The organism is Curtobacterium sp. 179-B 9B NHS (assembly GCF_045370965.1).
In the GTDB taxonomy this organism is placed as follows: Bacteria; Actinomycetota; Actinomycetes; order Actinomycetales; family Microbacteriaceae; genus Curtobacterium.
On sequence record NZ_JBIQDQ010000001.1, the window covers coordinates 305488 to 323868 of the forward strand.

Annotated in this window: 15 protein-coding genes; 11 read left to right on the forward strand and 4 right to left on the reverse strand. The window is 71.5% G+C overall.

What is annotated here, in order from left to right:
- Entirely contained in the window at positions 1-1029 is a 1029-nt protein-coding gene (locus ACH0A8_RS01430) for an ABC transporter permease (protein ID WP_251154701.1), read from the forward strand.
- Entirely contained in the window at positions 1026-3164 is a 2139-nt protein-coding gene (locus tag ACH0A8_RS01435) for a dipeptide ABC transporter ATP-binding protein (protein ID WP_406906203.1), read from the forward strand. Before ACH0A8_RS01430 ends, ACH0A8_RS01435 begins: the two co-directional genes overlap by 4 nt.
- Before the next feature lie 187 nt (positions 3165-3351).
- On the opposite strand, the gene ACH0A8_RS01440 is transcribed toward ACH0A8_RS01435, so the two are convergent.
- A complete protein-coding gene (locus ACH0A8_RS01440; RefSeq protein ID WP_066652815.1) occupies positions 3352-4101 on the reverse strand; it encodes a CPBP family intramembrane glutamic endopeptidase in 750 nt (249 codons plus the stop codon).
- Positions 4102-4240: 139 nt separating this feature from the next.
- Here ACH0A8_RS01440 and typA point away from each other — a divergent pair, with 139 nt between their 5' ends.
- The 7 genes from typA to ACH0A8_RS01475 all read left to right on the forward strand — a co-directional run bounded on the left by typA (position 4241) and on the right by ACH0A8_RS01475 (position 12340).
- Positions 4241-6163: a translational GTPase TypA gene (gene typA, locus ACH0A8_RS01445; protein WP_066652823.1), complete on the forward strand. Its 1923-nt coding sequence runs from the start codon at positions 4241-4243 to the stop codon at positions 6161-6163.
- A 109-nt stretch (positions 6164-6272) separates the two neighbouring features.
- Complete coding sequence (locus tag ACH0A8_RS01450; RefSeq protein WP_406906206.1) at positions 6273-7466, forward strand: amidohydrolase; 1194 nt, start codon at positions 6273-6275, stop codon at positions 7464-7466.
- A 75-nt stretch (positions 7467-7541) separates the two neighbouring features.
- Positions 7542-8081, forward strand: coding sequence for a hypothetical protein (locus tag ACH0A8_RS01455; protein WP_066652830.1), 540 nt, complete (start codon positions 7542-7544; stop codon positions 8079-8081).
- A gap of 19 nt (positions 8082-8100) precedes the next feature.
- Complete coding sequence (locus ACH0A8_RS01460; protein WP_066652834.1) at positions 8101-9360, forward strand: PIG-L family deacetylase; 1260 nt, start codon at positions 8101-8103, stop codon at positions 9358-9360.
- 37 nt (positions 9361-9397) lie between these two features.
- Positions 9398-9715 (forward strand): ferredoxin, encoded by a 318-nt coding sequence (gene fdxA, locus ACH0A8_RS01465; RefSeq protein WP_066652836.1) that lies wholly within the window; start codon positions 9398-9400, stop codon positions 9713-9715.
- Positions 9716-9728: 13 nt separating this feature from the next.
- Positions 9729-10847, forward strand: coding sequence for a succinyldiaminopimelate transaminase (gene dapC, locus ACH0A8_RS01470; RefSeq protein WP_406906208.1), 1119 nt, complete (start codon positions 9729-9731; stop codon positions 10845-10847).
- A gap of 194 nt (positions 10848-11041) precedes the next feature.
- Entirely contained in the window at positions 11042-12340 is a 1299-nt protein-coding gene (locus ACH0A8_RS01475; RefSeq protein ID WP_081984701.1) for a citrate synthase, read from the forward strand.
- A gap of 649 nt (positions 12341-12989) precedes the next feature.
- On the opposite strand, the gene ACH0A8_RS01480 is transcribed toward ACH0A8_RS01475, so the two are convergent.
- Together ACH0A8_RS01480 and dapD are read right to left on the reverse strand one after the other, a co-directional pair.
- Entirely contained in the window at positions 12990-13679 is a 690-nt protein-coding gene (locus tag ACH0A8_RS01480; RefSeq protein WP_406906210.1) for an alpha/beta hydrolase fold domain-containing protein, read from the reverse strand.
- A gap of 23 nt (positions 13680-13702) precedes the next feature.
- Positions 13703-14671: a 2,3,4,5-tetrahydropyridine-2,6-dicarboxylate N-succinyltransferase gene (gene dapD, locus ACH0A8_RS01485; RefSeq protein ID WP_209683644.1), complete on the reverse strand. Its 969-nt coding sequence runs from the start codon at positions 14669-14671 to the stop codon at positions 13703-13705.
- A 174-nt stretch (positions 14672-14845) separates the two neighbouring features.
- Here dapD and dapE point away from each other — a divergent pair, with 174 nt between their 5' ends.
- Together dapE and ACH0A8_RS01495 are read left to right on the forward strand one after the other, a co-directional pair.
- Positions 14846-15928 (forward strand): succinyl-diaminopimelate desuccinylase, encoded by a 1083-nt coding sequence (gene dapE / locus ACH0A8_RS01490; RefSeq protein WP_066657851.1) that lies wholly within the window; start codon positions 14846-14848, stop codon positions 15926-15928.
- Positions 15925-17163 carry a hypothetical protein gene (locus tag ACH0A8_RS01495; protein WP_271826003.1) on the forward strand — a complete coding sequence of 413 codons (1239 nt, stop codon included), beginning with the start codon at positions 15925-15927 and terminating at the stop codon, positions 17161-17163. Before dapE ends, ACH0A8_RS01495 begins: the two co-directional genes overlap by 4 nt.
- On the opposite strand, the gene ACH0A8_RS01500 is transcribed toward ACH0A8_RS01495, so the two are convergent.
- A complete protein-coding gene (locus ACH0A8_RS01500; RefSeq protein ID WP_158407733.1) occupies positions 17142-18284 on the reverse strand; it encodes an AI-2E family transporter in 1143 nt (380 codons plus the stop codon). The two genes, ACH0A8_RS01495 and ACH0A8_RS01500, sit on opposite strands and share 22 nt — an antisense overlap.
- Positions 18285-18381 lie beyond the last annotated feature (97 nt).

Below are 18381 nucleotides of genomic sequence, written 5' to 3' on the forward strand. Positions count from 1 at the left end.
ATGACCGACACCCGGATCGAACCCGTCGACGGCACGACCGTCGGTCGGTCCGACACACCGTTGCCCGGCAGCCCGAAGCCCGGCGGGAAGCAGCGCAACCGCTTCGTGCAGACCGTCGTCCGCACCTTCATGAACCGCGGGGCCGGGATCGGCCTCGTCGTGATCGTGCTGCTCTTCGCCTTCGCGTTCATCGGGCCGCTCGTGAGCCCGTACGGCTACTCGCAGATCGACTACACCGCGTTCTCGCAGCCGCCGAGCGGGACGCACTGGTTCGGCACGAACGGCATCGGGCAGGACGTCTTCGCGCAGACCGCGCGGGGGATGCAGAAGAGCCTGCTCATCGGCCTGCTCGTCGCGGTGTTCTCGACGGCGATCGCTGCCCTGACGGGTGCCGCGGCCGGGTACTTCGGCGGCTGGGTCGACCGGATCGTGATGTTCTTCGTCGACATGCTGCTCGTGCTGCCGTCGTTCCTCATCATCGCGATCATCAGCCCACGCATCCAGAACTCGGGCTGGATCGTCCTGGTCGCCCTCATCGCGGGCTTCGGCTGGATGATCACCGCCAGGGTCGTCCGCTCGATGACGCTGTCGGTGAAGGAGCGCGAGTTCGTGCGCGCCGCCCGGTACATGGGCATCGGACCGTTCCGGATCATCGTCCGGCACATCCTGCCGAACGTGGCGTCCTTCCTCATCATCGACGGCACGATCCAGGTCGGCGCCGCGGTGTTGTCCGAGACGAGTCTCAGCTACTTCGGCTTCGGCGTGCAGGCACCGGACGTCTCGCTGGGCACGCTCATCGCGCAGAACCAGGACGCCGCGCTCACCAGCCCGTGGCTGTTCTTCTTCGCGGCCGGTGCGCTCGTGGTCTTCGCCATCGCGGCGAACCTGCTCGGCGACGGGCTGCGCGACGCGCTCGACCCGACGTCGGCGACGGGCAAGAAGCAGAAGCGGAGCGGTCGGAAGCGCGACCAGAACCAGGCCGCGGTCGACGCCGCGACCATCACCACGCAGGCAGGGGCCGGCGCATGAGCACCACCACCACGACGACCACCACGACCGAACCGCTGCTCCGCGTCCGCGACCTCGACGTCCGGTTCCCGACCCCGCGCGGCGTCGTGCACGCCGTTCGGGGGGTCGACCTCGAGCTCCGGCGGGGCGAGGTCCTCGGCATCGTCGGCGAGTCCGGTTCGGGCAAGTCCGTCACGAGCATGGCGATCCTCGGACTGCTGCCGGAGACCACGAAGGTCACGGGGTCGATCGCGCTCGAGGGGCAGGAGCTCCTCGGCCGCAGCGACAAGCAGCTGAGCAAGCTGCGCGGAGCCAAGGTCGCCATGGTCTTCCAGGACCCGCTGTCCGCCTTCACGCCCGTGTACACGATCGGTGAGCAGATCGCCGAGACCGTCCGCGTGCACCGGGGTGCCTCCAAGCAGGACGCACGCGCCCGGGCGATCGAGCTGCTCGAGCTCGTCGGCATCCCGCAGGCCGCGCAGCGCGTGGACGCCTTCCCGCACGAGTTCTCCGGTGGCATGCGGCAGCGCGCGATGATCGCGATGGCCATGGCGAACGACCCGGACGTGATCCTGGCCGACGAACCGACCACGGCACTGGACGTGACGATCCAGGCGCAGATCATCGACGTGCTCCGCACCGCGCAGCGCGAGACCGGTGCCGCCCTGGTGTTCGTCAGCCACGACCTCGGGGTGATCGCCGGCATCGCCGACCGCATCGCCGTGATGTACGCCGGGCGGATCGTCGAGACCGCGAGTGCGGACGAGCTGTTCGCCCGACCACGCATGCCCTACACGATCGGCCTCATCGGCGCGCTGCCCCGGCTCGACGAGTCGAGCGGCGAGCCGCTGGTCCCGATCCCCGGGTCGCCGCCGTCGCTCATCGGGCTGCCCGACGCCTGCCCGTTCGCCGACCGGTGCCCGCTCGCCGCCGCCGTCTGCCGTGGGTCGGAACCGCCGCTCGCCGCGGTCGACGTGGCGGCCGGTGTCCCCGGAGAAGGGCCGGTCGACACCTCGGTGCCGCACGCGGTCGCCTGCCACCGGTACGAGGAGGTCGCCGAGGCCCACGCCGACGCCGGCGCGATCTTCCGGCTGCCCGAGATCCCGGACACCGGCGTCGCGGTCACCACACCCGCCGCCCGCGAGCAGCGCCCCGCCGTCGTCCAGGTCGAGGGGCTGACGAAGACGTTCCCGCTCGTCAAGGGATCGGTGTTCAAGCGCAAGGTCGGCGAGGTCTACGCGGTGGACGGCGTCGACCTCGACATCCGCACGGGCGAGACGCTCGGGCTGGTCGGGGAGTCGGGGTCCGGCAAGTCGACGACCCTGCACCAGCTGATGGACCTCGAGCGGCCCGAGCACGGCACGGTCGAGCTCTTCGGACAGCCGGTCACGGCGTCGAAGCAGCTGCGGCAGCGCATCTCGATGGTGTTCCAGGACCCCGCAGCGAGCCTCGACCCGCGCATGTCCGTGTACGACGTCGTCGCCGAACCGCTCCGGGCCATCGGCGCCGCGTCGGACCGCATCGCCGAGCGGGTGCCGGAGCTCCTCGGGCTCGTGGGGCTCCGTGCCGCCGAGGCCGACCGCTACCCGCACGAGTTCTCCGGCGGGCAGCGGCAGCGCATCTCGATCGCTCGGGCGCTCGCGACCGAGCCGGAGCTCATCGTGCTCGACGAGCCGGTCTCCGCGCTCGACGTGTCGATCCAGGCCGGGGTGCTCAACCTGCTCGCCGACCTCAAGGCACGACTCGGGTTGTCGTACCTGTTCGTGTCGCACGACCTGTCGGTGATCCGGCACGTCGCGGACCGGGTGAGCGTGATGTACCTGGGCCGCACCGTCGAGGAGGGTGCGGTCGACGAGGTCTTCGAGCGCCCGATGCACCCGTACACGGCTGCGCTCATGTCGGCGGTCCCGGTGCCGGATCCCGTCGTGGAGCGCGCACGGCGGACGATCCTGCTGCCGGGGGACCCGCCCAGCCCGACCGAGCGCCCGACCGGCTGCCGGTTCCGCTCGCGCTGCCCGCTCTACGCGAAGCTGCCCGAGGCGCAGCAGGCGCGGTGCCGCGACGAGGTGCCCGAGAAGGCGCCGCGCGCCGGCGCGGAGCGCGACCACCGTGCGGCGTGCCACTACCCGGAGCAGGTGCCGCAGCTGGTCGCGTGACCAGCCGACGGACGGAAGGCGCGGTGCCGGTCGGTACCGCGCCTCCCGTCCGTCACCGGCCCACGTCGGGCCCGTCCTGCCGTGAGACGGTCTCGTCACGTCGAGACGCCGCAGGATCCTGCGGCGTCTCGCGTCGATGCCTCCGTCTGACGGGCACGCCGGCGTCTCGCTTCGGCGACGCACGCGCTCACCGGAACAGTCCCGGGAACGCCTGGGCGACGAAGGGGTAGCCCACGAAGACGACGGCGTCGAGCAGGCAGTGCGTGATGACGAGCGGGAGCAGCCGCCCCCACCTCGTGTAGATCCACCCGAACACGACGCCCATCACCGCGTTCCCCACGAACGCCCCGAACCCCTGGTACAGGTGGTAGCTCCCGCGCAGGACCGCGGTCGACAGGATGACCTGCCACCGCCCCCACCCGAGCCCGCCGAGTCGCTCGTACAGGTACCCGATCACGATGACCTCCTCCTGCAGCCCGGACCGGACGGCCGAGAGCAGCAGGACGGGGATCGTCCACCAGTAGGTGTTCAGCGCCGCCGGGTCGACGTCCACCGTGAAGCCGAGTGCGCGACCGGTGAAGTAGAGCGCGAGTCCGGGGACGCCGATGCCGAGCGCGATGAGGGCTGCACCGCCGAGGTCCGGCCGCGCCCGGAAGCGGTCGATGCCGAGCCGGTGGAGGTGCGGGCGCCTCGCGCTCCAGAGGAGGTAGCAGACCAGCGCGACCGGGGCCAGGTCGACCGCGATGCCGACGAGCTGCCGCGCGAGGTCGACGTACTGCACGGTCGTGGTGGACGTGTTGAGTGCCGTCGACTGCTCGCCGAGGGGCGTCGTCTGGGACAGGTCGTCGATGATCTGCAGCACCGAGTACAGCGCGCTGCCGCCCAGTGAGAGCATGAGGACGATCGTGATCTCGGTCCACGTCCGCCGTCGGGTCATGCGCTGTACTCCTCAGGGTTGCGAACTACCGGTAGACTGGCGTGTCGGGCGTTCCAGCCCACCCACGGGCAGTGCCACCACGGCGCGAGAGCCGCCGTCGGCCGCCCGATCTTCTCCGAACACTTGAAGGATGTCCTGTATGGCGCTCGCCACCCGGTCCGACCTGCGCAACGTCGCCATCGTGGCACACGTCGACCACGGCAAGACCACCCTCGTCGACGCGATGCTCACGCAGACCAACTCGTTCGACGCCCACTTCGAGGGCGAAGACCGGATGATGGACTCGAACGACCTCGAGCGCGAGAAGGGCATCACCATCCTCGCGAAGAACACCTCGGTGCTCTACAACGGGGAGCACGCCGAGCAGTTCAACCCGGGTGGCCGCATCACGATCAACGTGATCGACACCCCCGGCCACGCCGACTTCGGTGGTGAGGTCGAGCGCGGCCTCTCCATGGTCGACGGTGTCGTGCTGCTCGTCGACGCGTCCGAGGGCCCGCTGCCCCAGACCCGCTTCGTGCTGCGCAAGGCGCTCGCCGCGAAGCTCCCGGTGATCCTGCTCGTCAACAAGACGGACCGCCCGGACTCCCGCATCGACGAGGTCGTCTCCGAGTCGCAGGACCTGCTCCTCGGCCTGGCCTCCGACCTGTCGGACGAGGTCGACGACCTCGACCTCGACGCGATCCTCGACGTCCCGGTCGTCTACGCGTCCGGTCGTGCCGGCGCCGCGAGCCGCAACAAGCCGAACGACGGCGAGCTGCCCGACAACGACGACCTCGAGCCGCTGTTCGAGGCGATCCTGCAGCACGTGCCGGCGCCGACGTACGACGACGAGCACCCGCTGCAGGCGCACGTCACCAACCTCGACGCCTCGCCGTTCCTCGGCCGCCTCGCGCTGCTCCGCATCTTCCACGGCACGATGAAGAAGGGGCAGACGGTCGCGTGGGTCAAGCACGACGGCACCGTCGCGAACGCCCGCATCACCGAGCTGCTCATCACGAAGGCACTCGACCGCTTCCCGGCCGAGTCTGCGGGCCCCGGTGACATCGTCGCCGTCGCCGGCTTCGACACCATCACCATCGGTGAGACGCTGTCCGACCCCGAGGACGTCCGCCCGCTGCCGACCATCACGGTCGACGACCCCGCCATCTCGATGACCATCGGGACCAACACGAGCCCGCTCGTCGGCAAGGTCAAGGGCCACAAGCTGACCGCGCGCATGGTCAAGGACCGCCTCGACCGCGAGCTCATCGGCAACGTGTCGCTCAAGGTGCAGGACATCGGCCGTCCGGACACCTGGGAGGTCCAGGGCCGTGGTGAGCTGGCGCTCGCCATCCTGGTCGAGCAGATGCGCCGCGAGGGCTTCGAGCTCACCGTGGGCAAGCCGCAGGTCGTCACGAAGCGTGACGAGAACGGCAAGCTCCAGGAGCCCTACGAGCACATGACGATCGACACGCCGGAGGAGCACCTCGGCGCGATCACGCAGCTCATGGCCGCGCGCAAGGGTCGCATGGAGAACATGACGAACCACGGCACCGGCTGGATCCGCATGGAGTTCATCGTGCCGTCGCGTGGCCTCATCGGCTTCCGCACGTCGTTCCTCACCGAGACCCGTGGCACGGGCATCGCGAACGCGATCTCGCACGGCTACGACGACTGGGCGGGCCCGATCCAGACCCGCATCAACGGCTCGATCGTCTCCGACCGCGCCGGTGTCGTGACGCCGTTCGCCATCACGAACCTGCAGGAGCGCATGACGTTCTTCGTCAACCCGACGGAGGAGGTCTACGAGGGCATGGTCATCGGCGAGAACTCGCGCGCCGACGACATGGACGTGAACATCACGAAGGAGAAGAAGCTCACGAACATGCGTTCGGCGAACGCCGACTCCTTCGAGTCGATGACGCCGTCGCGCCAGCTCTCCCTCGAGGAGTGCCTGGAGTTCGCGCGCGAGGACGAGTGCGTCGAGGTCACCCCCGACAACGTGCGCATCCGCAAGGTCGAGCTCGACGCGCAGGCCCGTCAGCGCGCGTACGCCCGCCTGAAGCGCCAGGACGCGTAACCCCGCGACAGCCTGGAGGCACTGCCTCCGTCCGACGGCCCGGTCACCTCGTCGAGGTGGCCGGGCCGTCGGCGTCCGCGCCCTCCGGCTCCGGGGTTACGGTGGACGGGTGACCCTCGATCTCCTCTCCCTGTACCAGGACCTGCACGCCCACCCGGAGCTCGGCTTCCAGGAGCACCGCACCGCCGGTGTGATCGCCGACCGACTGGCCGAGATCGGTGGGATCGAGGTCACCACGGGCGTCGGCGGGACGGGCGTCGTGGGCGTCCTGTCGAACGGCGACGGACCGGTCGTGTGGCTCCGCGCCGACATCGACGGCCTGCCCGTGCAGGAGCGCACGGGGCTGTCCTACGCGAGCACGCACACCGGCCGCGACGACGAGGGCGTCGAGGTCCCGACGATGCACGCCTGTGGACACGACATCCACGTCACGTGGCTGCTCGGGACCCTCGAGCGCCTCGTCGACACCCGTGACGCGTGGCGCGGCACGGTCGTCGCCGTCTTCCAGCCCGCAGAAGAGGTGATCTCCGGTGCCCGCGCGATGATCGAGGACGGCCTGGTCGAGCGCTTCCCGCAGCCGGAGGTCGTGCTGGGGCAGCACTCCGCCCCCGCGCCGGTCGGGATCGTCGCGGTCGGCAGCGGACCGGTCATGGCGTCGAGCGACCGGCTGACGGTCACGTTCAACGGCCGCGGCGCGCACGGTTCGGCGCCGCAGGCCTCGCTCGACCCGATCGTCACCGCCGCGAGCGCCGTCGTGCGGTTGCAGACGGTCGTCTCCCGCGAGGTCTCGCCGTCCGACGCCGGCGTCGTCACCGTCGGCGCCTTCCACGCCGGGACCCGGCCGAACATCATCCCGGACCAGGCCGTCATCGAGATCTCGACGCGCGCTCGGAACGAGGAGACCCGCGAGCGGATCATCGCCTCGATCGAGCGCATCGTGCGGGCCGAGAGCGAGGCGGGCGGCCTCGCCGCGCCGACCATCGAGCGTGCCCCGGGTGCCGAGGTGACCGTGAACGACCCCGAGGCGGCGAAGCGCGTGCTCGAGGCGATCCGTCCCGTCGTGCCCGGTGCGCGCGACCTGGAGATCGGGCTGGCGATGGCGTCGGAGGACGTCGGCCAGCTCGCCACCGCGGCGGGGGTCCCGCTCGTGTACTGGTTCACCGGCATCACCGACCCGGAGCTGTTCCGCCGCGGCGAGGAGATCCCGAGCAACCACTCGCCGTTCTACGCGCCGCAGGCCGAGACGGCGATCCCGGTCGGCGTCGACGCCCTGACGGCAGCCGCCCGAACCTACCTGTCCTGACCGGCGGCGCGGCGGACGGGAGACTTCCCAGGGAACGCACGCCGCGCCTCCCGGCAGTCCACCTAGGGTGTCCGCATGCGCACGACCCGGACCCTCATCGCCGCCGTGACCGCGGGGATCGCCCTCGCGGGCCTGACCGGCTGCTCCGCCGACGCGGTGCGCCAGGCGACCGACCTCGGCTCGTCGGTCGCCTCGAACGTCAGCGAGACCGTGCAGGGCATCGACGGCAAGGCGGTCCAGGACGGCATGGCCTCGGTCGCGGGCGGCATCGACGGCGCCCTCGACGCGGCACTGTCGGGCACGGGCGTGACGAGCGACGGCAGGGTGCCGGACGGCTTCCCGACCCCCGACGTCCCGCTCGTCGACGGCACCGTGCTCGGCGGTGGGGCCGGGCCGAACGGTTCCGGCTGGGTGGTCCAGGTCCGCGTGGCCTCGGTCGACGACTTCGCGGCGGCCGCCGAGCAGCTCGCTGCCGCCGGGTACACCGAGTCCGCGAAGCGTGCGGACACGTCGAGCGCGTTCGGGATGTTCCGCAGCGATGCGTACCGCGTGGTGCTGACGGTGTCCGAGTCGTCGGACGGCGTGACCGCGACGTACATCGTCACGCCCCGCTAGCGAAGTACCCTGGGACGCGATGTCCAAGGCTCCCGCACCGCGTCCCGAGCGCGTCCTGTTCGTGCACGCCCATCCCGACGACGAGACCCTGTCGTCCGGCGGCACCATCGCCACCCTGCTCGAGCTCGGCGCCGAGGTGACGGTGCTCACCGCCACGCGGGGCGAGCGCGGCGAGATGCTCACCGAGGCCCTGGCGCCGCTCTTCGGTGACGGCCCCCGTGTCGCGGCACACCGCGAGACCGAGATCGCCGCCGCGCTGGCCGCGCTCGGCGGTCCGGCACACCTGTGGCTCGGCGGTCGGGGAGCACGTCCCACCGACCTGCCCGAGCGGCGGTACAGCGACTCCGGCATGCAGTGGGGACCGGACGGACGCGCGACGGCCGCCGACGACGCCCCGGCCGACTCGCTCACCGCGGCGGACCTGGGCGAGGTCGTCGACGACGTGCGCGCGGCGATCCGCTCCACCGGCGCCGACGCGGTGGTCAGCTACGCCGACGACGGCGGGTACGGCCACCCGGACCACGTGCGGGTGCACCACGCTGCCCGGTACGCGGCCCGGGCAGAGGAGGTCCCCTTCTCGATGATCGTCGACCCGACGTCGGACGAGGTCGACCTGACCGTCGACGTCGTCCCCGTCCGGGCGAAGGTCCGCGCCGCCGTCGAGCAGTACCGGTCGCAGGTCGCCATCGACCCCGTGGACCCGACGGACCCGCAGCGCCTGACCTGGGTGATGCCCCACGGCGTCCGGCAGGAGGCCCCCGCGGTCGAGGCGTTCCGGCACGACGCCGACCCGGTGCCCCACGCTCCCGAGACCTTCGCCGAGCTCACCCGTCAGGGGAAGGTGACGGCGGTCGTCGTCGCGGCGGTCGCCGGGCTCGTCGTCGGAGCACTCGGGACCGTCACGCACCAGCAGCGGCTCGCGGTCTTCCCGGTCGGCATGGTCCTGACGACGCTCATCGTGCTCGGACTCGTGGTGGGACTGCGCCTCCTGTACCGCTCGCGGGCGATGGTCGCAGCGGCCGGCATCGGGATCATCGTCGCGACGCAGGTGCTCGTGAGCGTCGGCGGGCAGTCGTCCCCGCTGGTGCTCGCGAACCTCGCCGGCTACGTCTGGACCTTCGCGCCGGCGGCGATCGCGGCGTTCGCCCTCGCCTGGCCCGACCTGTCGGGGCTGCGAGCCCGCGCCGCGGCGGCGTCGGCGTCCGGAGCCGGGGCCGGGACGGCTGCCGCATCGTCCACGGACACCGCGCGGTCCGGGGCTCCCGGGCGCCGCGAGTAGACTCGACCACGCTCAGTCCGAAGGGAGCACCCGCACCGTGACCTACGTGATCGCCCAGCCCTGTGTCGACGTCAAGGACCGCGCCTGCATCGACGAATGCCCGGTCGACTGCATCTACGAGGGTGACCGGTCGCTGTACATCCACCCCGACGAGTGCGTCGACTGTGGTGCGTGCGAGCCGGTCTGCCCGGTCGAGGCGATCTACTACGAGGACGACCTGCCGGACGAGTGGGCCGACTACTACAAGGCCAACGTCGAGTTCTTCGACGAGGTCGGTTCGCCCGGCGGTGCCGCCAAGGTCGGTGTGATCCACAAGGACCACCCCGTCATCACGGCCCAGCCCCCGCGCGGCTGACCCGGACCGCTCCGTGGCGCTCGACCTCCCCGACTTCCCCTGGGACCAGCTCGTCCCGTTCAAGCAGCGCGCAGCGGCGTACGAGGGCGGCATCGTCGACCTCAGCGTCGGTTCGCCCGTCGACCCGACCCCCGAGGTCGTCCGACGGGCCCTGGCGGGTGCCACCGACGCGCACGCCTACCCGCAGGTCTCCGGCACGCCCGCGCTGCGCGAGGCGATCGCCGACTGGTACGGCCGTCGGCAGGGCATCACGCTGACGCCCGAGCAGGTGCTCCCGACCATCGGCTCGAAGGAGTTCATCGCCGGGCTCGCGCTCTGGCTCGGGATCGGCCCGGGGGACACCGTTGTGTTCCCGGAGGCCGCGTACCCGACCTACGAGCTCGGAGCCGCGCTCGTGCGCGCTGACGCGCTCGCCTCGGACGACCCCGCCGCATGGCCGGAGAGCACGAAGCTCGTGTGGCTGAACTCGCCCGGCAACCCGGACGGTCGCGTGCTGTCCGTCGAACAGCTGCGCGCCGCGGTCGCACGGGCGCGGGAGCTCGGCGCCGTGATCGTCGGCGACGAGTGCTACGCCGAGCTCGGGTGGGAGCCGCCGTACGACGCGTCGCCGACACCCTCGATCCTCGACCCGCAGGTCGTGGGCGATCGGGTGGACGGCGTGCTCAGCGTGTACTCGCTGTCGAAGCAGTCGAACCTCGCCGGGTACCGTGCTGCCTTCGTCGCGGGGGACGCCGCGATCCTGGCCGACGTGCTGGCGGTCCGGAAGCACACCGGCATGATGCCGCCGCTGCCGGTCCAGGACGCGATGATCGTGGCCCTCGCCGACGACACGCACGTGCAGCAGCAGAAGGCCCGCTACCGTGCCCGACGGAACATGCTCCGACGGGCACTCGAAGGGGCGGGCTTCCGGATCGACCACAGCGAGGCCGGGCTCTACCTCTGGGCGACCCGCGGCGAGCCCGCGCTCGACACCGTCGGCTGGCTGGCGGAACGGGGCATCCTCGTCGCGCCGGGCACCTTCTACGGGCCAGCCGGGGCGGAGCACGTCCGGGTGGCGCTCACTGCGACCGACGACCGGATCGCGGCCGCGGCGCAGCGGCTGGCGAGCACCCGGAGACTGGCCGCGTCCTGATCGAGGTGGGCCGCGCCTCCCGGTCGTGACGAGGGGTGGGACCGCTGTGCGCTCCCTGCACAATCCGTGGAATCCACCAGATCTCCGCCTTCCGGTGGTGCACGACCGACAGTCGGCGCAGTTAGGCTGTCGTCGTGACTGACACTGCCAACGACGCTCAGAAGACGGCCACACCGCCCACCACGCCCGTCCCCGTGAGCCCCGCCGCCGCGGAGTCGACGGAGACGGCGACACTGACGTTCCCGGGTGGCACGGCGGAGTTCCCGATCCTGCCGAGCGTCGACGGCGCGTCCGCCATCGACATCTCCTCGCTGAAGAAGCAGACCGGGCTGAACACGCTCGACTACGGCTTCGTCAACACCGGCGCGACCAAGAGCGCCATCACGTACATCGACGGCGACCAGGGGATCCTGCGCTACCGCGGGTACCCGATCGACCAGGTCGCATCGGGGTGCACCTACCTCGAGGTCGCGTGGCTCCTCATCTACGGTGAGCTCCCCACGAAGGACGAGCTCGACGACTTCGACGCCCGCATCCGTCGGCACACGCTGCTGCACGAGGACCTCCGCCGGCTCTTCGACGCACTGCCGCACTCGGCGCACCCGATGTCGGTGCTGTCGAGCGCCGTGAGCGCACTGTCGACGTACTACGAGGACGACATGGACGTCGACGACCCCGAGAAGGTCGAGCTGCAGACCGTCCGGCTCCTCGCGAAGCTCCCGGTCATCGCCGCCTACGCGCACAAGAAGGCGATCGGGCAGGCGTTCCTCTACCCGGACAACAAGCTGTCGTTCGTCGACAACTTCCTCCGGCTGAACTTCGGCACCATGGCCGAGCCCTACGAACCGAACCCGGTGCTGTCGAAGGCGCTCGAGCGCCTCCTCATCCTGCACGAGGACCACGAGCAGAACGCCTCCACCTCGACCGTGCGCCTGGTCGGCTCGACGAAGGCGAACATGTTCGCGTCGATCTCCGCCGGCATCAACGCGCTGTACGGGCCGCTGCACGGTGGCGCGAACGAGGCCGTGCTCGAGATGCTGCAGCAGATCAAGGACTCCGGCGAGCCGGTGTCGCGCTTCGTCGAGCGGGTGAAGAACAAGGAGCGCGGGGTGAAGCTCATGGGCTTCGGGCACCGCGTCTACAAGAACTACGACCCGCGCGCGAAGCTCGTGAAGGAGTCCGCGCACGAGGTGCTGCAGTCGCTCGGGGTGCAGGACGACCTGCTCGACATCGCGATGGAGCTCGAGCAGATCGCGCTCGAGGACGAGTACTTCGTCAGCCGCAAGCTCTACCCGAACGTCGACTTCTACACGGGCATCATCTACCGGGCGATGGGCTTCCCGCCGCGCATGTTCACGGTGTTGTTCGCCATCGGGCGTCTGCCGGGGTGGATCGCCCAGTGGCGTGAGCTCAACAACGACCCGCTCAACAAGATCGGCCGCCCGCAGCAGCTCTACGTGGGGCACCCGGAGCGGGACCTGCCCGCTCGCTGACGTCCGGCCCCGGTCCGAAGGCCCGCTCGCGCCCCGCAAGCGGGCCTCTTCCGTCACGCTCGACGGTCGCGAGCCGCGAGCGGGCTATTTCTGTGACGCTCGGCGTCGTCCGGCGACGGTTCCTGCCCGCTCGGCAGGAGACGCGCGGCGTGTCCTGCCCGCTCGGTGACCTGAGCGCAACTGCGAACGCGCCGGACGGGAGGCGCGGTGCGGGCTGGCACCGCGCCTCCCGTCCGGCGCGCAGCTCGTTCCTTCCCGACACGCGTGCCATGGCAAGCGGAATCGGGCGTACCTGGTCGAACCTGCGGATCAGGTACGCCCGGTTCTGCTGGGTGCGCCCGGTTCTGCTGGGTGCGCCCGGTTCTGCTGGGTGCGCCCGGTTCTGCTGGGTGCGCCCGGTTCCGTGAGTGCGCCCGGGGTCCGTCGGTCCCCGGCGGCGTCACCCGGCTCGCGGCGAACTCCTCGCGGCGCTCAGGAGCGGCGCTCGGGAGCGGCGGTCAGGCGCCGCGCTCAGGAGCGGCGTTCAGCAGGCGCGGTGCGCCGCCGCCGGGAACCGGCCCGTCGCCCAGGTCCCGAGCAGGTCGACGGCAGCACGGAACGCGGGCGTGCCCGGTCGGTTCAGGAAGGCGTGCCGATCGGGCAGGACGTGTCACTCCACCGACGTGCCCGCCGAGACGAGTTCGGCAGCGAACCGCTCGCCCGACGCCCGCATCGCGTCGGACGCGGCGTCGACGACGAAGGCGGGCGGGAAGCCGGTCAGGTCCTGTCCGCCGGCGAACGCGGTCCGCTGCCCGAGTGCCGTCCGGGGCACCGCGTTCCGGTTCGCGACGTCGAGGGCCCACGGGGCGTGCGTCACACGGCGGTGTCCGCGAACGGTGCGCTGCACGGCGCGGTCGCGGGGGAGTCGGGCGTGGTGGAAGCCGTACGCGAGGACGACGCCTTCCGGCGGGTCGCCGGCATCGAGCAGGCCGAGCGTCGCGGCGGACGCGAGGCACGCCCCCGCGCTCGCCCCACCGAGCAGCAGCGGCCCGTCGGTGTGCGCCCTCGTGTGTCGGACCACCGCGAGCACGTCGTCGTGCGCGTGGGGCCACCGCGCCCGGGGCCGAGCTCCACGGCGTCCGACCCAGGGCAGCCCGGGCAGCGGAGCGAGGCGGTAGTCGACGGTCACGACGGCGAGCCCGTGGGCGGCCAGCGCGGTGGCGACGGCGTGCGACTCCGGTTGGTCGAGGCCACCGCGGAAGAACCCGCCCCCGTGCAACCAGACCAGTGTGGGTCCGCCCGGGCGTCCGTACCGCCGGACGGGCACCGGTCCGTGCGGCCCCGCGATCGTCGCCCCCATGCCGTCTCTCGTCGGGAGCCGCGCTACGCGTGCAGCGCCGTGTTGAGCTGGATGCCCTGGCCCTGGCGCTGCAGGGCCTCGACCGCACCGGAGAGCGAGTTGCGCCGGAACAGCACGTTCGGCACGCCCGACAGCTCTGCGGCCTTCACGGTGCGCGGCGTGCCGTCCGGGTTCGGAGCGACACCCACCAGGACGACCTTGGTGCCGGCCGTCACGTAGAGCCCGGCCTCGATCACGGAGTCGTCCCCGAGCGAGATGCCGAGGCCGGCGTTCGCCCCGAGGAGCGCCCGCTCGCCCAGCGACACCCGGTGCGTCCCGCCGCCGGACAGGGTCCCCATGATCGACGCACCCCCACCGATGTCGGTGCCGTCTCCGACGACGACCCCCTGCGACACCCGACCCTCGATCATGGCGTCACCGAGCGTGCCGGCGTTGAAGTTCACGAAGCCCTCGTGCATGACGGTCGTGCCGGGAGCCAGGTGTGCGCCCAGCCGCACCCGGTTGGCGTCGCCGATGCGCACCCGGTCCGGCACGACGTAGTCGAGCAGGCGGGGGAACTTGTCGACCGCGTGCACCGCGATGCCCGCACGCTGCAGGACCGGACGAAGGCGGACGAGGGCGTCCGGGTGCACCGGGCCGGCGTTGGTCCAGGCGACGATCGGCAGGTGACCGAAGACGCCGTCGAGCGAGACGGTGTTCGGCCGGACGTGCAGGTGGCTGAGCAGGTGCAGCCGCAGGTACGCATCGGGCGTGCTGGTCGGTGCGTCGTCGATGACGATCTCGGTCGTCACCGCCTCGATCCGGACCTCGCGCCGGGGGTCGTCGCCGACGTGCGCCTCGAGCTCGGGCGGGAACACCGCGTCGGCCGGACGCGCACCGAGGTGCGTCTCGGGGTACCAGGTGTCGAGGACGGTGCCGTCGGCGGCGATCGTCGCGAGGCCGTGGCCCCAGGCGTGCGTGGGTCGGTCGGTGGCAGCGGTCGCGTCGGTCACGCCCCCAGGGTAGCGAGCGGGCCGGTCGGCGACCCGTCCGGGGAGACGGTCTGTGGAGAACGTCGGTGACGCGACCAGGCCGGCCTGGAGGCAAAGGTGCTGTGGACGGATCGGCACCGTCCACCGGTGGTCGCCTCACCGTCCGCTGAGGGAAGCGGCCGGTACGCTGACCGCATGCCGGAGCAGCTCGACCTCACCGCCTCGTCCATCGACATCACGCGCGCCGTCTGCGACATCGAGTCGGTGTCGGGGAACGAAGGACCCCTCGCCGACGCGATCGAGGCGGCGCTGTCGTCGCTGCCCCACCTCGACGTCGTGCGCGACGGCGATGCGATCGTGGCACGCACGCAGCTCGGTCGCGAGCGCCGGGTCGTGATCGCCGGGCACATCGACACGGTGCCGCTCAACGGCAACCTGCCGACCGAGTTCCGGACCGCGGACGACGGCACCGAGATCCTCTGGGGTCGCGGCACGGTCGACATGAAGGCCGGGTGCGCCGTGCAGCTGAAGCTCGCGCACGACCTGACCGAGCCGAACGTCGACGTCACGTGGGTGTTCTACGACCACGAGGAGGTCAGCGACTCCCTGAACGGTCTCGGTCGGCTGGCGCGGACCCGTCCCGAGCTGCTCGCGGGCGACTTCGCGATCCTCGGTGAGCCGTCGGGGGCCCAGATCGAGGGTGGGTGCAACGGCAACCTCCGCGCCGAGGTCCGGACCTCCGGCAAGCGCTCCCACAGCGCACGCAGCTGGATCGGCGACAACGCGATCCACAAGACCGCACCGATCCTGGCGACGCTCGCGGCGTACGAACCGCGCACCGTGACGGTCGACGGGCTCGAGTACCGCGAGGGGCTCAACGCCGTGGGCATCACCGGCGGCATCGCCGGCAACGTCATCCCGGACGAGGCCATGGTGCACGTGAACTACCGCTTCGCGCCGTCGCGCAGCGCGGACGAGGCGGTCGCGCACATCCGAGAGCTGTTCGCCGGGTACGACGTGCAGATCGTCGACCTCGCCGCCGGCGCCCGCCCCGGGCTCGACGCGCCGCTCGCGCAGCAGTTCGTCGCAGCGGTCGGCGGCCCGGCCCCGCGTCCGAAGTACGGGTGGACCGACGTCGCCCGCTTCTCGGCGCTCGGGGTCCCGGCGGTCAACTACGGTCCCGGCGAGCCGGTCTTCGCCCACCACGACGACGAGCAGGTCCCCGTCGACCAGATCACCGCGGTCGAGGACGGCCTGCGTCGGTGGCTGACGGCGTGACCACCGGCCCCGCGCGCACCGTCGCGGGGCTCCACGGCGCCGGCCGCTGGCGCGCGCGCTACCGGCTCGTGCCCTGGTGGGTCCGGGTCACCGTCGTCTACGTGGTCGCGCGTCTCGTGACGGGGGCGATGCTCCTGGCCTTCGCCGGTGTGCAGACCGCCAACTCGTTCACCGGTGCGCGTCCGTCGTACCTGTCCTTCGCATCGATCTGGGACGGCGCCTGGTACCGGGTGATCGCGTCGAACGGGTACCCGTCGACCCTGCCGGTGGACGCCGCGGGCCACGTCACCGAGAACGCATGGGCGTTCATGCCCGCGTACCCGTTCCTCGTCCGAGGGCTGATGGTGCTGACCGGGGCGTCGTTCGAGGCCGTCGCGGTCACCGTGTCGCTGGTCGCCGGGTGGGGCGCTGCGCTGGTGTTCCGACGGCTGATGGGCCGCTTCCTCGACGACGGCCGGGCGACGTTCGCCACGGTGCTGTTCTGCGTCGCGCCGGTGTCCGCCGTGTTCCAGGTCGCCTACGCCGAGGCGATGGGGCTCTTCCTGCTCCTGGTCGCCCTGCTGCTGATGGTCGACCGCCGCTGGTGGACGATGCTGCCGGTCGTGCTGCTGCTCGGGATGACCCGACCGACCGGGCTCGCGTTCGCGTTCCTCGTGGTGCTGTTCCTGGCCGCCTGGACGATCCGGCCGTCATGGGTGCGCGAGGTCGAGCGGCCGACCCTGCGCACCGCTCTGCCGCCACTCGTCGTGGGTGCGGTCTCGGGGCTCGTCGGACTCGCATGGCCGGCGATCGCGTGGGCGGTGACCGGGGTCCCGAAGGCGTACACCGACACCGAGCTCGCCTGGCGGTCGTCGTACATCGGGTGGCGGGAACTCGTCCCGTTCGCGCCGTGGATCCAGGGCGCCGGCTGGTGGTTCGGGCAGCCGGCGGGCGCGATCCTGCTCGCCGTGGCGCTCGTCGGGTTCGCGGTGTTCGTCGCGCACCCCGCTGTGCGGCGCGTCGGCCTCGAGCTGCGGTTGTGGGGCGTGGCCTACGTCGTCTACCTGCTCGCCGTGTTCTTCCCGCAGTCGAGCACCTGGCGCATCCTGCTGCCGATCGCGCCGCTCCTCGGCATCGTGGCCCTCCCGCGGTCGTCGGGCTACCGGGTGCTGGTGGTCGCGGTCTGTCTCGGTCTGCAGTTCGTCTGGCTGTACACCTGCTGGTGGGTCGACGGCTACGACTGGACGCCGCCGTGATCGACCTCGCGGTCGTCTGAGTCCTCGGCGGCGGGTGTCGCCGAGGGGTCCTCGCCCGGGCGCCAGTCGGCCGCGGCGTGCACCATCGCGTTCACCGTCGCGATGAACGGCACGGCGAAGAAGGCTCCGACGACGCCGGCGATCGTGGTGCCCGCGGTCACACCGAGCACGACGCCGAGCGGGTGCACCCGGACGGCCGAGCCGGTCAGGAACGGGTGCAGCACGTGGCTCTCGAGCTGCTGGACCACCACCACCACGGCGAGCATGACCAGCGCCGGCACCAGTCCGTTGAAGACCAGCGCGATGAGCACGGCGACGATGCCGGCGACGATCGCCCCGACCACCGGGACGAACGCGCCGAAGAACACGATCACGCCGATCGGGACGGCGAGCGGGAGGCCGAGCGCGAGCGCGCCGATGACGATGCCGAGTGCGTCCGTCACCGCGACGACGAGCTGCACGCGGATGAAGCTGGTGAGGGTCTTCCACCCCGCCTGACCCGCGGCGTCGATGCGTCCGCGCGAGCGTCGCGGGAAGATCCGCACCACCCACGACCAGATCCGGCGGCCGTCGATGAGCACGAAGATCGTCGTGAACACCACGATGAACAGCCCCTCGAGCGCGTGCACCAGCCCGCTGCCCGCCTCGGCGGCCCCGGACAGGATCGACGCGACGTGGGTCTGCAGGAACTTCGTCGCCTCCGCCAGGTACTTCGTGACCTGCGCCGAGGTGATGCCGAACGGCTCGGACGCGAGCAGGGTCTGGAAGGTCTGCACGTTGCTCGTCAGTCGACGCTCGAGCGTCGGCAGGTCGTAGCGGATCTGCGCCGTCACGACGAGCGCCAGGACACCGAGGACGACCACGACCGAGATGCAGGCCGTGAGCACGGCGAGCCACTTCGGCCACCGGTGACGTTGCAGGAACGCCGAGAAGGGGGCGAGCAGTGCGCAGACGAGCAGCCCGACCAGGAACGGCACGAGGATGTCCTGCAGCAGGACCACGAGGGCGACGACGACGGCGAGGGCAGCCACCACCACGAGGAAACGCCACGAGAACGCTCCGGCGATGCGCATGCCCCTCGGCACCGCCTCGACGACCGGATCGACCTGTGGACGCAGCATGGAGCGGATGTTCGGCACACGCCAAGGTGACCACCCGGAGCCGCGAGAACGTCGCATTCCGACACCCCCAACCTGGGCGGTTTCGCAGTTGCCCCCT